This window comes from Nocardiopsis sp. NRRL B-16309, from assembly GCF_001279585.1.
In the GTDB taxonomy this organism is placed as follows: domain Bacteria; phylum Actinomycetota; class Actinomycetes; order Streptosporangiales; family Streptosporangiaceae; genus Nocardiopsis.
This window is the reverse complement of sequence record NZ_LGEC01000016.1, coordinates 202,118-216,139: the sequence shown is the minus strand read 5'-3', so window position 1 is coordinate 216,139 and position 14,022 is coordinate 202,118. Positions and strand designations below refer to the sequence as shown.

Annotated in this window: 13 protein-coding genes; 4 read left to right on the top strand and 9 right to left on the bottom strand. The window is 71.6% G+C overall.

Annotated elements, in window-relative coordinates:
• Positions 1 to 83: 83 nt before the first annotated feature.
• From ADL05_RS03965 to ADL05_RS03935, 7 genes are all read right to left on the bottom strand, one after another.
• Entirely contained in the window at positions 84 to 1,652 is a 1,569-nt protein-coding gene (locus tag ADL05_RS03965) for a glycerol-3-phosphate dehydrogenase/oxidase (RefSeq protein WP_053615474.1), read from the bottom strand.
• 380 nt (positions 1,653 to 2,032) lie between these two features.
• A complete protein-coding gene (locus ADL05_RS03960) occupies positions 2,033 to 2,782 on the bottom strand; it encodes an MIP/aquaporin family protein (protein WP_053615473.1) in 750 nt (249 codons plus the stop codon).
• 267 nt (positions 2,783 to 3,049) lie between these two features.
• Complete coding sequence (gene glpK, locus ADL05_RS03955; RefSeq protein ID WP_053615472.1) at positions 3,050 to 4,549, bottom strand: glycerol kinase GlpK; 1,500 nt, start codon at positions 4,547 to 4,549, stop codon at positions 3,050 to 3,052.
• Positions 4,550 to 5,105: 556 nt separating this feature from the next.
• The gene (locus ADL05_RS03950; protein ID WP_053615471.1) at positions 5,106 to 5,897 is read right to left on the bottom strand and encodes an IclR family transcriptional regulator; all 792 of its coding nucleotides are present in this window, start codon (positions 5,895 to 5,897) and stop codon (positions 5,106 to 5,108) included.
• Positions 5,898 to 6,047: 150 nt separating this feature from the next.
• Positions 6,048 to 7,058 carry a low specificity L-threonine aldolase gene (locus ADL05_RS03945; protein WP_053615470.1) on the bottom strand — a complete coding sequence of 337 codons (1,011 nt, stop codon included), beginning with the start codon at positions 7,056 to 7,058 and terminating at the stop codon, positions 6,048 to 6,050.
• Between the two features lie 47 nt (positions 7,059 to 7,105).
• Complete coding sequence (locus ADL05_RS03940) at positions 7,106 to 7,513, bottom strand: MarR family winged helix-turn-helix transcriptional regulator (protein WP_053615612.1); 408 nt, start codon at positions 7,511 to 7,513, stop codon at positions 7,106 to 7,108.
• 50 nt (positions 7,514 to 7,563) lie between these two features.
• Positions 7,564 to 8,196 (bottom strand): DJ-1/PfpI family protein, encoded by a 633-nt coding sequence (locus ADL05_RS03935; RefSeq protein ID WP_053615469.1) that lies wholly within the window; start codon positions 8,194 to 8,196, stop codon positions 7,564 to 7,566.
• A gap of 199 nt (positions 8,197 to 8,395) precedes the next feature.
• On the opposite strand from ADL05_RS03935, the gene ADL05_RS03930 reads away from it, so the two are divergent.
• A complete protein-coding gene (locus tag ADL05_RS03930) occupies positions 8,396 to 8,791 on the top strand; it encodes a hypothetical protein (RefSeq protein ID WP_156365710.1) in 396 nt (131 codons plus the stop codon).
• Between the two features lie 252 nt (positions 8,792 to 9,043).
• Positions 9,044 to 10,420 (top strand): GntP family permease, encoded by a 1,377-nt coding sequence (locus tag ADL05_RS03925; RefSeq protein ID WP_053615467.1) that lies wholly within the window; start codon positions 9,044 to 9,046, stop codon positions 10,418 to 10,420.
• 15 nt (positions 10,421 to 10,435) lie between these two features.
• Here the strand turns inward: ADL05_RS03925 and ADL05_RS03920 are convergent, their stop codons facing one another.
• On the bottom strand, positions 10,436 to 11,164 hold the full coding sequence (locus ADL05_RS03920; RefSeq protein WP_053615466.1) for a FadR/GntR family transcriptional regulator: 729 nt from the start codon (positions 11,162 to 11,164) through the stop codon (positions 10,436 to 10,438).
• Between the two features lie 137 nt (positions 11,165 to 11,301).
• Here ADL05_RS03920 and ADL05_RS03915 point away from each other — a divergent pair, with 137 nt between their 5' ends.
• On the top strand, positions 11,302 to 11,817 hold the full coding sequence (locus ADL05_RS03915) for a gluconokinase (RefSeq protein ID WP_053615465.1): 516 nt from the start codon (positions 11,302 to 11,304) through the stop codon (positions 11,815 to 11,817).
• A 101-nt stretch (positions 11,818 to 11,918) separates the two neighbouring features.
• A complete protein-coding gene (locus ADL05_RS03910; protein ID WP_156365709.1) occupies positions 11,919 to 13,355 on the top strand; it encodes a hypothetical protein in 1,437 nt (478 codons plus the stop codon).
• Between the two features lie 126 nt (positions 13,356 to 13,481).
• On the opposite strand, the gene ADL05_RS03905 is transcribed toward ADL05_RS03910, so the two are convergent.
• Positions 13,482 to 13,907, bottom strand: coding sequence for a hypothetical protein (locus tag ADL05_RS03905; protein ID WP_053615463.1), 426 nt, complete (start codon positions 13,905 to 13,907; stop codon positions 13,482 to 13,484).
• Between the last annotated feature and the right edge of the window lie 115 nt (positions 13,908 to 14,022).

Sequence of the window (14,022 nt, the reverse complement as noted above, 5' to 3'; positions counted from 1 at the left end):
CTTCCTTCCGGGGGCGCTCTCGTGTGTGCGGACCCTTCCGCTCGCCCGGGCGGGCGCGGACGGGGTCCGCGCCCGCGGGGCGCTCAGCCCTGGAGCAGTTCCTCGGTGCGCCGGCGCACCTCGGGCGTGTCCAGGCCGCGCACGGTCACTGTGGTGCGGCGGCGCAGGACGTCGTCGGCGGTCACCGCCCACTCGTGGTCGCGGGCGAACACCACCTGGGCCCAGATGTCGGGCCCGTCGGGGTGCACGCGCTCGCCCAGTTCCGGCTGTTCGCGGACCAGGGCCGCGATGTCCAGGGCCAGGTTCCCGTAGTGCGAGGCCAGGTGCCGCGCGACCAGCGGGTCCATCCGCGCGCCCGGGTCGCGGTCGATGATGATGCGCTGGGCCACCGCGTCGGGACTGGCCAGGCCGGGCAGCGGGACGGTGCGCAGCGGGTCGGCCATGTCCTCGGCCAGCGGCACGGCCGAGACCCGGCGCAGCTCCTCCAGGACGGTTCGGCCGATGTGGCGGTAGGTGGTCCACTTGCCGCCCGCGACGGACAGCATGCCGCCGCGGCCCTGGGTGACCACGGTCTCCCGCTTGGCGGTGCTGCTGGCTCCGGGGCCGCCGGGCAGCACGCGCAGGCCCGCGAACGAGTAGCTGATGTGGGCCGGGTCGAGGTAGGGCGCGTCGATGCCCAGCGCGGCCTCGCCCAGGATCTGGTCGATGTCGGACTGCACGACGCCGACGTCGGCGGGGTCGCCGGTGAACTCCTCGTCCGTGGTGCCCAGGAGCAGGCGGCCCTCCCACGGGATGGCGAAGGAGACGCGGTACTTGTCGACGGGGATCGTCAGCGCGGCGCGCCACGGCTCCGGCGTCTTGAGGACCAGGTGGGCGCCCTTGGACAGGCGGACGCTGGGCGCGGCGTCCGGGTCCTCCAGGCGGCGCAGGCGGTCGACCCAGGGGCCGGTCGCGTTGAGGACCAGGCGCGCGTCGATCCCGAACTCCTGCCCGCCGACGCGGTCGCGCAGGTCGGCGCCGGTGATCCGGCCGCGCGTGCTGCGCAGCCCCACGACCTCGGCGTGGTTGAGGACGACCGCGCCGGCGTCCACCGCGGCACGTACGCTCATCACGGCCATGCGGCTGTCGTTCATCTGGTGGTCGCTGTAGGCCGCCACCGACTTCAGTCCGTCGGTGCGCAGGCCCGGGGCCAGGCGGTGGGCCTGGGCGGGGGAGAGCAGGCGGCCCATGCCGTCGCCGAACGCCGACAGCGCCGAGTACAGGAACACCCCCGCGCCCATCTTGGCGGCGCCGTGGGGGCCGTCCTTGTAGATGGGGACCAGGAACGGCATCGGGTTGACCAGGTGGGGCGCCACGTCGGAGGCGAGGGAGCGGCGCTCCTTGTGGTTCTCCGCGACCAGGCGCACGTTGCCCGTCTGGAGGTAGCGCAGGCCGCCGTGGACCAGCTTGGAGGAGGCGCTCGACGTCGCCCCGGCGAAGTCCCCGGAGTCGACCATGGCCACGCGCAGGCCGGCCTGGGTGGCGGTCCAGGCGACGGAGGTGCCGAGGATGCCGCCGCCGATCACGAGGAGGTCGAAGGTGCCTCGCGTGAGCTCCTCGCGCGTGTGCGCGCGCGAGGAGGTGATGTCGTTCTGGTGGGCTCTGACTGTCATGGCTGGTGCTCCAACCGATCGGGAGGGATGGCGGGGATCCGCGCGGTCACCTGAAGGGGCTCCACGTTTCAGGGGCATGTCCACTGCATAATACGACAATGCCGAACGACAGTGAAGATCGGCCGCATCTCTGGTGGTGGAAGTTCCGAAGATCGAATCCGAGTTCGAGGTTTTCGTTACCCCATGTGGTTGTCGTTGCCTGAGTGGCTACTGTCTGCTCACGTTGTGCGGCATTGTCGAACTTGGTTCGGGGGGTGCGTGCGCCCGCTCCGCGGTCGGACACGGCGAGGGGCGCCCGGCACAGTGCCGGACGCCCCTCGCCGTGTCTGGCGGCCTCGCGCGCAACCCCGTGGGCCCCTCGCGTGGGACCGCTGCCGGGATCAGGCGCCGAAACCGGTGAGCCGCCAGATCCAGGCGCCGATGACACCGCCGACGATCGGGGCGACGACCGGGATCCAGGCGTAGCCCCAGTCCGAGGAGCCCTTGCCCGGGATGGGCAGCAGCGCGTGCGCGATGCGCGGGCCCAGGTCGCGGGCCGGGTTGATCGCGTACCCGGTCGGGCCGCCGAGGGAGAGGCCGATGCCCAGCACCAGCAGACCGACCAGCAGCGGGGCGAGACCGGTGGCGAACAGGCTGGACAGGTCCACGTCGCCGTTGGAGACGTACTCGGAGTTCGCGTTGATGCCCAGGATGCCCAGGACCAGCATGGCGGTGCCGATGACCTCGGTGGCGACGTTGGCGACGGGATTGCGCACGGCGGGCGCGGTGCTGAAGACGGCGAGCTTGGCGTCGGCGTCGTCGGTGTGCTTCCAGTGCGCGAAGTAGGCCAGGTAGACCAGGACCGCGCCGGTGAAGGCGCCGGCGACCTGGGCCGCGATGTAGCCGGGCACCAGGGCCCAGTCGAACTCGCCGATACTGGCGAGGCTGATGGTGACGGCGGGGTTGATGTGGGCGCCGCTGGTGGTGCCGACGACGTAGACGGCCATCGCGACCGCCATACCCCAGCCGAACGTGATGACGATCCAGCCGGCGTTCTCCGCCTTGGACTTGGCCAGGACGACGCCGGCGACGACACCGCCGCCGAGCAGGATCAGGATCGCCGTACCGACGAACTCTGCCAGGTAGACCATGGGGACCTCCGCCCCTTCTGGGGCAGCCGGGTCACGGGAGGACCGGCCGTGCCGGCGAGGGACTGCCGGACACGGGCATAACCGGACCCACCCGTCACATGATGGGGATGGAAGGGGGCACGCGTCGTGCCCCGGGACCGCGCCCAGGGGTTCCAGGTGGCACCTTGGGCGTGTCCCGCGGATACTCGCCCGCCTGCGCGGGCAGCATCCACGGAACACGCCCAGCACCCCTGGGCCGCGGTTGATGTGGAGGGGAAGACTCCCCGGTTACTTCTCTTCGTCGCGCTCGACCCAGTCCAGGGTCCGGCGGACGGCCTTCTTCCAGTTGTGGTACTCGCGGGCGCGGACGTCGGCGTCCATCTTCGGCGTCCACTCGGCGGCCTTGTGCCAGTTGGCGCGCAGGGTCTCCACGTCGGGCCAGTAGCCCACGGCCAGACCGGCGGCGTAGGCGGCGCCCAGGCAGGTGGTCTCGGCGACCATCGGGCGCACGACCTCGGCGTCGAGGACGTCGGACAGGATCTGCATGAGGAGGTTGTCGGCGGTCATGCCGCCGTCCACCTTCAGGGAGGTCAGGTCGATCTGGGAGTCGGCGTTCATCGCGTCGACGACCTCGCGGGTCTGCCAGGCCGAGGCCTCCAGGACGGCGCGCGCGATGTGGCCCTTGTTGACGTAGCCCGTCAGACCGGCGATGACGCCGCGCGCGTCGCTGTCCCAGTGCGGCGCGAACAGGCCGGAGAAGGCCGGGACGATGTAGCAGCCGCCGTTGTCCTCCACCGTGCGGGCCAGCGTCTCGATCTCCGGCGCGCTCGCGATCAGGCCGAGGTTGTCGCGCAGCCACTGCACGAGCGAGCCGGTGACCGCGATGGAGCCCTCCAGGGCGTACACGGCGGGCTCGTCGCCCAGCTTGTAGCCCAGGGTGGTGAGCAGGCCGTTCTCGGAGGTCACGGGCTCGGTGCCGGTGTTCATCACCAGGAAGGTGCCGGTGCCGTAGGTTCCCTTGACGTCGCCTGGGTCGAAGCAGGTCTGGCCGAACAGGGCGGCGTGCTGGTCGCCCAGCGACGAGGCGACGGGGGTGCCCGCGAGGTAGCCGCGGGCCTGGCCGTAGACCTCGGAGGAGGAGCGGATCTCGGGCAGGACGGCCGCGGGGATGTCCATGGCCTCCAGGACGCCCGTGTCCCACTCCAGGGTGTGCAGGTTCATCAGCATGGTGCGGCTGGCGTTGGTCACGTCGGTGACGTGGCGGCCGGTCAGCTTCCAGATGATCCAGGTGTCCATGGTGCCGAAGAGCACCTCGCCGCGCTCGGCGCGCTCGCGCAGGCCCTCGACGTTGTCCAGGAGCCAGCGGAGCTTGGGACCGGAGAAGTAGGTCGCCAGCGGCAGGCCGCAGGTCTCGCGGAAGCGGTCCTGGCCCTGCTCGCCGCCGAGCTCGCGGGCGAGGTCGCCGGTGCGGGTGTCCTGCCAGACGATGGCGTTGTGGACGGGCTCGCCGGTCTCGCGGTCCCACACGACGGTGGTCTCGCGCTGGTTGGTGATGCCGATGGCGGCCACCTGGTCCGGCGTGATGTCGCTCTTCTGGAGGGCGTTCTTGACCACGACCTCGACGTTGGCCCAGATCTCCATGGCGTCGTGCTCCACCCAGCCCGGCTGGGGGAAGATCTGGCGGTGCTCGCGTTGGTCGACCGAGACGATGCGCCCGTCACGGTCGAAGAGGATGCAGCGGCTCGACGTGGTTCCCTGGTCGATCGCGGCGACGTACTGCTGACTCATCGGGTGCTCGCCTTCAGGTGAACGGCTCTGGGTGGGTGGCGGACGGGGAGGGTGTCGCGGTGTCCGGGTGCGGTCTCGTGTACGCGAGACCGGCTCCGGTGGGCCGCTGACGTGTGAACCCTTCTCAACTCCGCACGATGTACGACATTGACGCACGATTAGGCGCTAGTTTCATCCGTCTTTCCTTCCCATGTCAAGGCCGCGTGACGCAATCGTGTCGCGTGGGTCACTGTGCGACCGTCCATCACGCTTCCAGAGCCGGGCAGGGCGAGGAAGCGCACCACTCCGGCGAGGGGTGCGTGATAATTCCGGTGAACCGCTGTGAACCGGGTTCGGGCGCCTGGCAGACGGGGCCTTCGCGTCTTCCGGTGTGCCCGCTCGTTCCTCGCGGACCCACCTCCAGCCACTCCAGGACCCGTCGGCGCCCTCACTTGTGCTTGCCTTGGCCTTCGCTCGTTCCTCGCTTCGGCCCGGGCGCCTGGCAGACGGGGCCTTCCTCGTCGTTACTGGCGCACGCCGAGCGAACCCCCTGGTCAGAGGGCAGGCAGGGGCGGGTTCAGTAGGGCGTGACGCCCAGCTCGCGGGAGATGGCGCGCGCGGCGTCGCGCACGTAGGACACCTGTTCCATGTCGGGCTTGCCCTCGGAGCTGGCCAGGCGCTCCACGGCGCCGCGTACCCCGATCGCGCCCACGGTCACCCCGCGCCGGTCGCGGATGGGCGCGGCGATCGACACCTCGCCCTCCACCAGCTCCTCGACCTCCCAGGCCCAGCCGCTGTCGCGTACCTCGACCAGCTGCTGTTCCAGGGTGGCGGGGGAGGTGACGGTGTGGCGGGTGAAGGAGGTCAGGGTGAGGGCGTCGCCGTCGTCGGCGGTCGCGGGGTCCTCGTCGGGCACGGCCAGCGGGTCGAAGGCCATGAGGGCCTTGCCGATGGCGGTCGCGTGCAGCGGCAGGAGCGTCCCCACGTCCAGGGTCTGGGCGGAGGAGTCGGGCCGGAACACGTGGTGCACGATCAGGACCTGCCGCTTGTGCAGGGTGCCGATCCGCACGCTCTCCCCGCTCCGTGAGGCGAGGGTGTCCGCCCAGTTCAGAGCCCGTGTGCGCAGCTCGTTGCCGTCCAGGTAGCGCGTGCCCAGGCTCAGCATGCCGCCGCCGAGCCGGTAGTGGCCGGACTCGGGATCCTGTTCGACGAAGCCCACGTGCTGGAGCGTGCGCAGGATGCCCAGGGCGGTGCCCTTGGGGAGTTCGAGCGACCGGGAGATCTCCGCGAGGCTCAGCCCTCTGGCGCCGCTCGCCAGCAGGCGCAGGATGGCGGCCGCGCGTTCGATGGACTGGATTCTTCCCGGCATTGCGGTGCTACCACTCTCTAGTACGACAATGTCATACGCCGAATGCTACTACGCGTCGTGACGCGCACCACCCCCGGGCGACGGACACGGGTGCGGGACCGGCACAGTGTAGCCGCGGGTCCTGCGGCCTGACCTGGGCGGGTGGCGCGATCACAGGTGGGCGGCGGCCTTGGAGATCGCCTGCGCGGCCTCGGCGACGTCGCCGTCGGTGATGTCCAGGTGCAGCACGAGACGGATGCGCGATCCGCGGCCCAGCGCGGCCACCCCGTGATCGTTGAAGGCGTCGATGTACTCGGCCGCCCGGCCCTCGGGTGTGTCCACCAGGACCATGTTGGTGGCGGCCGTGGCCGACAGCCCGGGCAGCTCGTCGATCCGGGCCGCCAGCAGCTCCGCGCGCTCGTGGTCGGCCACGACCCGCTCGCGGTGGTGGCGCAGCGCGTACAGCGCCCCGGCCGCGATGATCCCGGCCTGGCGCATCCCCGCCCCGAGCAGCTTGCGGCCCCGGCGGGCGCGCAGCACCGCGTCGGCGTCACCGGCCAGCGCGGAGCCCACGGGCGCGCCCAGTCCCTTCGAGAAGCACACCGAGACCGTGTCGAAGCCGTCGGCGACCTCGGCCGGGGCGGCGTCCAGGGCCGCGGCGGCGTTCCACAGCCGGGCGCCGTCCAGGTGGGCGCGCATGCCGTTGCGGTGCGCGAACGCGGTCACCCGGTGCTGCTCCGCCAGCGGGACCACCCGGCCGGTGAAGGTGTTCTCCAGCCACAGCAGGGAGGGATCGGCCCGGTGCACGTTGCCCTCGCGGGCACCGGCGAACCAGGACTCCAGCCGCGCGTCGGAGGGCGCCACGCCCTCGGAGAAGGTGCGGGGCTGGACCCGCGACAGCACCGCCGAGGCGCCCTGCTCGTCCCCGATGAGGTGGTGGTGCTCGTGCGCCCACACCTCGTCGCCGCTGCGTGTGGACACGTACAGCCCGAGCTGGTTGGCCATGTGTCCCGAGGGAACGTACAGGGCCGCCTCCGTGCCGAGCAGCGCGGCGGTCTCCTCCTCCAGCTCGCGGACCGTGGGGTCCTCGCCGAGCACGTCGTCGCCGACCTCGGCCTCGGCCATCGCCCGGCGCATGGCCGGGGTGGGGCGGGTGACGGTGTCCGAGCGCAGGTCGATCATGGCGGGCTCCTTCGCGTGGGCTGCCCACCGAACATAACCGGCGCGGGTCAGTCCCCGGCGACCCGGTCCAGGGCCCGGGAGAGCGAGCGCAGTGCCGTCAGAGCCTCCTCGGCCTCCTCCGTCCCCATCTCGGCCACCAGCGCCTCGGCGAACCGGGCGTGGTCGGGCCCGATCCTGCGCACCGCGGCCAGCCCCGCGTCGGTGGGTCTGAGCAGCTTGGCCCGGCTGTGCGCCGGGTTGGGCCGGTACTCGCACAGCCCCTGCTCGACCAGCACGTCGGCGATGCGCTGGACGCTCTGCCGGGAGGTGCCGAACCGTCGGGCGATGGCGGAGACCGGCAGCGGCTCGGACAGGACCGCGCCCAGGACCTGCCACCGCGCGGCCGTCAGCCCGCCCGCGCGGGCCAGCTCCTCGGCCACGGCCAGGATCTGGCCGTTGAGCCGGAAGACGGTCATCGCGGTCCCGCTGAGCAGGGCGGCGTGGTCGGACGTGGCGGGTGCCCTGCTCACACCTCCTCCTGGAGCACCATGTACGCCGAGGCGTCGTGCTGGGCGAACAACCGGTGCCAGGCGTCGACGATCCGGGGCTGGTGCAGGTCCAGGCGCAGGAAGATCTCGCGGGCGAACTCGACCGGCGCCGTCGGGTTGGCGGTGATGAGGTCGCCGTCGGTCACGGCGAGGTCGTGGCGGTAGCGGCCCGCGCCGGAGTAGCCGGTGGCCTGGAGGTACTCCGGGACCGCGCTGGTGTGGTCCCGGTGGTCGAGCAGGCCCTCGCGCGCCAGCCCGGCGGTGGCGCCGCAGATGGCGGCGACCGGAACGCCCGCGTCGAGGAAGATCCCGGCGGCGGAGGCGAAGGGCGCCAGCGACTCGGGGTCGGTGTCCCAGCCGGTGGCGCCCGGCAGGATCAGCATGGCGCTCGCGGTGGGCTTGAGGTCGGCGAGCGTGATGTCGGGCAGGACCGTGAGGCCGCCCATCGTGGTGATCGGCGCGCCGCTGAGGCCGACCGTGACGACGTCGTAGCGTCCGGGCTGGCGCTGCCAGTCCCCGGTACGGATCTGGGACACCGCGTGCCCGATCTCCCAGTCGGCGAGGTCGTCGTAGACGGCGAGGTGGACGGTGATGGCGCTCTCTGTGCTCATGACAACATCCTGTCAAAACGACAACATGCTGTCAAGTGGTGCGTGTGGGCGGCCACCGAGGGAATGCGCGGGGAGAACATGATTCCCGAGAGCTGGGAAGCGTGTAGGCATAATGAGATGAGTGTCGGCTATCCGTTCCTTTTCGGGCGACGCGCAAAGACAATTACCCCCACGGCGAAAACCGGAGAGCTTGGCCCCCTTGCCGAGTGGGGCCGGTCGTCGCTTCTTCCTCGCCACCGGCGTCTCCAGGTGCCGGAACCTCCCTGAGGAGCAGCAGTTGGGCCGGGTCGGCGCGGAGGTTCGCGCCGTCCGGGACCTGTTCCCCGCATTCGACCACGAGCCCGTTTCGGAGGGCATGGGCGGATACGAGAGCGCGAACGACATTCGCGAGAAGATCAGGCGCTGGGTCGCGGACGTGGACCTCAACGACGAGGATGTGGTCGTCCTTTGTTTCGCCGGTCCCAAGGAGCTCGAACCGCTGTTCGGCGGGATCGACGACGTGCCCGTGGACAACGGGCCCAAGGCCCACGACGCCGCGCCCCACCTCACGTCCGAGGAGGTCGGCCAGGCGGTGGCCGCGGCCCTGGCGGGCTGAGGCCGACAGAGAGCCGACGGAGAGAACCGTCGTGACCGGGCCCCGGGGAGGTTCCTCCCCGGGGCCCGACGTGTGGGAACGCCTGTGGGGCGGGGCTGGTGGGTGACGCGGGTCTCAGCGGAGTAACAGATGCGAACGCCCGGGTTCACAGAAGCTCACAAATGGTATTACCATTGCCGACGTCCGTTTCAGCGTGGGTCAGAGCCGTTAACGCGGCGGCCACCGCACCACCGTCCACTGGAAGGCTCCGTCGTGGAGAACTTCGAGCCCGTCTACGGCACGGGTCCCCTCCTCGGGATCGCGGCGGGCGCCATCGCGCTCCTGCTGCTGTTGATCATCCGTTTCCGACTGCACGCGTTCGTCGCGCTCGTCCTGGTCAGCGTGCTGACCGCACTCGCCGCCGGCATCCCGGTCTCCGGGGTGGTGCCCACCCTCCTGGACGGGTTCGGCGGCACCCTCGCCAACGTCGCCCTCCTGGTCGGCCTGGGCGTCATGATCGGCCGCCTGCTGGAGATCACCGGTGGTGCCGCCGTCCTGGCGGGCGCCCTGATCAGGCTCTTCGGTGAGAAGCGGGCGCCGCTGGCCCTCGGCGTGGCCTCGCTGCTCTTCGGCTTCCCGATCTTCTTCGACGTCGGCCTCATCGTCATGCTGCCGATCGTCTTCAGCGTCGCCCGCCGCGTGGGCGGGTCCGTGATCACGTACGCCCTGCCCACGGCCGGTGCGTTCGCGGTCATGCACGCGTTCGTGCCGCCGCACCCCGGGCCGGTCACGGCCGCCGTGGAGGTCGGCGCCGACATGGGCCTGACCCTGCTGGTCGGCCTGGTCCTGGCCATCCCGACCTGGTACGTGTCCAGCTACCTGTTCGGCCTGTGGGCGGGCAAGCGGTTCGAGCTCCCCGTGCCCGACGACATCCTGTCCGACGGCACGGTCAAGCACGAGAACCCGCCGCACCTGGCCACCGTTCTCGGCCTCCTGCTGCTGCCGATGCTGCTGATCTTCGGCAACACCGGCACCGCCACCCTCGTCGCCACCGGCAACATCGCCGAGGACGCCCTGTGGGTCCAGGTCCTCATGCTGCTGGGCCAGACGCCCATCGCGCTGCTGGTCACGCTGCTCGCGGCCATGGTCGTGCTGAGCAACGGGCGCTTCAGCCGGGCCCGCGTGGAGGAGATCGTCGGGGGCGCGCTCGGCCCCGTGTGCGCCATCATCCTCATCACCGGCGCGGGCGGCATGTTCGGCGGCGTCCTGCGCACCAGCGGTATCGGCGAGGCGCTCGCCGGGACCCTGGAGTCCACCGGCCTGCCCGTGATCGTCGCGGCCTTCGTCATCGCCCTGGCCCTGCGCGTGGCCCAGGGGTCGGCGACCGTCGCCCTGACCACCGCCGCCGGCCTTATCGCCCCGGCCGTGCACGCCGACACCGGGCTGTCCTCGATCGACCTGGCGCTGGTCGTCGTGGCCATCGCCTGTGGCGCCACCGCGTTCTCGCACGTCAACGACTCGGGCTTCTGGCTGGTCGGCCGCTTCCTCAACATGGACGTCAAGACCACGCTGAAGACCTGGACCGTCATGGAGACGCTCATCGGTTTCGTCGGCTTCGGCCTGGCCTTCGGCCTCAGCCTGGTCGTCTAGGGGCCGGATCCCCGCTCAGGAGGACGGCGCGTCGTCCGGCTCGGATGGCGTGTCGTCCTCCAGTGCGGTGGAGACCTCCGTGACGATGGAGCGCATCGCGGCCTCCGCGACGTCCGGGAGCCCGTCCCGGATGGCCTGTGCCACCGCCAGGTGCAGGCGCAGCGCCTCGGGGCGCGGCGTGAGCGGCATCAGGTGGTAGGAGGTCCGGCCGACCAGCACCTCGGCGACCACCTGGGCCAGTCCGGCGAACATCTCGTTCCCGGACAGTTCGAGAATGCTGCGGTGGAAGGCGATGTCCAGTTCGAGGAAGGTCTCCAGGTCGCCCGCGCGGCCCGTCGCGGCCATCTGCTCGGCCACCACGGCCAGCCGGGCCCGCTCCTCGGCATCGCCGTGGCGGGCGGAGAGGGCGGCCGCCGCCGGTTCCACGGCGGCACGCAGCTCGTTGAGGGAGCGCAGCTGGACCATCCGGCCCTCGCCGGCCAGCCGCCAGCGGATCAGCTGGGGGTCGAAGATGTTCCACTCACGGCGGGGCCGCACCCGGATACCGGTGCGGGGGCGGCTGACCACGAGCCGCATCGACTCCAGGACACGGACGGCCTCGCGCGCCACCGTCCGGGAGACACCGAAGTCCTGCTCCAGCCCCTGGAGGGTGAACGTGTGGCCCGCGGCGTACTCGTCCCCGGCGATGGCGGGCCCGAGCACCGCCAGCACCCGGTTGTGCAGCGTGCGGTGGTCTGTCGCCATCGTTCCCGTGCTCCTGTCGGCTCCGTCCTCGACCGATTCCGGCCAGCGGTCAGCCTGAAGCCTAGCCCGAAAGATTGATATCACTATTAGTGGTGCCCGCCGCCGACACACGTGCGGGCCCACGACACGGAGAGACCATGCACTTTGTCTTCATGGGCGTCGCGGGCAGCGGAAAGACGACCGTGGCCCAGAACGTGGCCGCGCGGCTCGGCCTGCCCTTCGCCGAGGCGGACGCGTTCCACCCCCCGGCCAACATCGACAAGATGTCGGAGGGCGTGCCGCTGACCGACGAGGACCGCTGGCCGTGGCTGCGCGAGCTGGCCGGGTGGATCGCCGCGCACGACGCCCGCGGGGAGCACTCGGTCATGGCCTGCTCCGCGCTCCGGCGCGACTACCGCGACGTCCTGCGCGGCGGCGCTCCCGGTGTGCACTTCCTGCACATGGACGGACCCGAGGAGGTGATCATCGACCGCATCGCCGCCCGCGCCGACCACTTCATGCCGCCCGCGCTGCTGCGCTCGCAACTGGACACCCTGGAGCCGTTGGAGCCCGACGAGGAGGGCGCGGTGTTCGACGTGCGGCTGGACGTGGACACCTTGGTCGAGCGGTCCCTGGGGTACGTCGAGCAGCGGCTGGGGTCGACCTTCACCTGATCACCGGCGATGACGACGGCCGGGCGGTGGAACGTTTTTGTTACGCATGTGCCGTGGTGGGCGACTTGTGTGAGCGCGGTCGACACGCGACCCTGGTCGGCATGCAAGATACCGTTTCGTCCCCCGCCACGGCCCCCGCGGAGGTACAGACCGACACGTCCGAGAAGCCCGAGAACACCGAGAACGCCGACAGCGCACCGCAGGCCGACACGTCCGGGACGGCCGACAGGAAAGAGGAGGGCGAGAAGCCCGAGACCGCTGAGTCGACCGAGGCAGCCGAGACGGCTGACGGCGCCGACGACGAGAAGCCCGAGAAGGGGGACACCCCCGAGGCGGCCGAGACAATGGACGAGTCCGAACAGCCTGAGACGGCTGAGACGTCCGGGGCGGCTGACACCTCCGAGTCGGCTGACGAGCCTGGGAAAGCCGACACGTCCGAGACGGCTGACATGTCCGGGGCGGCTGACGCTTCCGAGACAGCCGAGACGGCTGGGTCGGCTGACGGTGCCGACGACGAGAAGTCCGAGTCGACCGACAAGTCTGCGAGTGCCGACACGTCCGAGAAGCCTGACACGGCCGGGACGGCCGACACTTCTGAGACGGCTGAGACGTCCGGGGCGGCTGACACCCCCGAGACAGCCGACGGAGCGGAGAAGGCCGACGAGCCCGGGGCGTCCGAGACGTCCGACAGGGCGGAGAAGGCCGACGAGCCTGGGGCGTCCGAGACGTCCGACAGGGCGGAGAAGGCCGACGAGCCTGGGGCGTCCGAGACGTCCGACAGGGCGGAGAAGGCCGACGAGTCCGGGAAGCCCGAGGCGGCTGGGTCGGCTGAGGCAGCTGAAACGGCTGACACGTCCGGGACGGCTGACGAGCCTGGGAAAGCCGACACGTCCGGGGCGGCTGACACCTCCGAGACAGCCGACACCCCCGAGGAGGCCGACCCCTCCGGGACCGCTGACGCCCGCGGCGACGCCGACCGGACGGACGAGCCCCGGTCCGCCGACGGCGGCCGACGCGTCCCGATCCGGATCCCGGCCCGCCTCACCTCGCTGCCCCGCGTCGACGCCCGGCGGGTGGTCACCTCGCTGCCCCGGGTCGACGTCCGGCGGCTCTTCACCTCGCGCCGCGCCGGTCAGCGACCGCCCGCGGACGTGCGGCAGACCGCCGGTGTGCTCCTCGCCGCGCTTCCGGTGGGCGCGCTCCAGGCCTACCTGGTGTGGGCCGTGCTGGACGCCGGTGTGCCGGACCGCTTCCAGACGCCCATGTGGACCCTGGTCGTCGGCGCGGCCATCGTGGGCGCGGCCCTGGCCGGGACGGCGATCCCCGTGCGCCGGGCCGTGCCCGCGCCGTGGTGGACGGCCCGCGTCCTCGCCGGGATCGCGTTGCTCGGGGCCGCCCACGCGCTGCGCCTGGCCGCCCAGTTCGCGGACACGCCCCTCATGCTGGCCGGCTTCCTCTCCGCGATGCTCGCCATCACGGCCAACATCGCCCTGTGGAGCACCGAGGTGCGCCGCTGGTGCGGAGCGCGCGACTCGTAGCGGAACGCGACGAGGGCCGCGCGGGCCGGGTCGCCGCCCGGTCCGCCCGACCCTCGCGCGTGTCCGGCGGGGTGTCCGCCGCACACGCCCTCGCGTGTGTCCGGCACGTGTCCGCCGGACACGCCCTCAGACGGCCTGCTCGTGCTCCTCGTCCTCCTCGGCGCCGTCGGCGATGACGTGCAGCCGGGCCAGGTGCTCGCTGTCGTCCTCCCCGTGGCGCGTGACGTACAGTTCGCGCGCCTCGTCGGCGATGTCGGAGGTCTCGTCCTCGAACCCGTAGTCGACCAGGTCGTCGAGCAGGTCCAGGACGCGGTGGAGGGCGTCGCCGTCGTCCTCCTCCTCGTCCTCGGCGGCCGGTACGTGGTCGACGACGGCGGCCAGGGTCGCGGCCCGGGCCTCCTCGACGACGCTCTCGGAACCCGCCGCGGCGGTCAGGCGGATGCGGGTGATGGGGTCCTCGTCGGCCACCAGCATGAGCTGTTCGGCCAGCCAGGAGGTCTCCTGGCCTTCCAGGAACGCGGTCAGGTCCGCGTCGTCAAGGGGAGTGGTCATTGCCAGATCATAGGGCGCTTCCGGCCCCGGTGCGCAGGGGTGGGGCGGGGTTGGTGTGACGAATGGGGACGAAATCGCCCGCCGTCATTCATCCGATGAGCCGATGAAAAACGGG

Excerpts from the sequence above, each read along its gene's own strand:
- ADL05_RS03920 (WP_053615466.1), bottom strand. The coding sequence starts at position 11,164 with ATGGCGACAGACCACCGCACGCTGCACAACCGGGTGCTGGCGGTGCTC.
- ADL05_RS03905 (WP_053615463.1), bottom strand. The coding sequence starts at position 13,907 with ATGACCACTCCCCTTGACGACGCGGACCTGACCGCGTTCCTGGAAGGC.
- ADL05_RS03965 (WP_053615474.1), bottom strand. The coding sequence starts at position 1,652 with ATGACAGTCAGAGCCCACCAGAACGACATCACCTCCTCGCGCGCGCAC.
- ADL05_RS03915 (WP_053615465.1), top strand. The coding sequence starts at position 11,302 with ATGCACTTTGTCTTCATGGGCGTCGCGGGCAGCGGAAAGACGACCGTG.
- ADL05_RS03910 (WP_156365709.1), top strand. The coding sequence starts at position 11,919 with ATGCAAGATACCGTTTCGTCCCCCGCCACGGCCCCCGCGGAGGTACAG.
- glpK (WP_053615472.1), bottom strand. The coding sequence starts at position 4,549 with ATGAGTCAGCAGTACGTCGCCGCGATCGACCAGGGAACCACGTCGAGC.
- ADL05_RS03960 (WP_053615473.1), bottom strand. The coding sequence starts at position 2,782 with ATGGTCTACCTGGCAGAGTTCGTCGGTACGGCGATCCTGATCCTGCTC.
- ADL05_RS03935 (WP_053615469.1), bottom strand. The coding sequence starts at position 8,196 with ATGAGCACAGAGAGCGCCATCACCGTCCACCTCGCCGTCTACGACGAC.
- ADL05_RS03940 (WP_053615612.1), bottom strand. The coding sequence starts at position 7,513 with ATGACCGTCTTCCGGCTCAACGGCCAGATCCTGGCCGTGGCCGAGGAG.
- ADL05_RS03945 (WP_053615470.1), bottom strand. The coding sequence starts at position 7,058 with ATGATCGACCTGCGCTCGGACACCGTCACCCGCCCCACCCCGGCCATG.
- ADL05_RS03950 (WP_053615471.1), bottom strand. The coding sequence starts at position 5,897 with ATGCCGGGAAGAATCCAGTCCATCGAACGCGCGGCCGCCATCCTGCGC.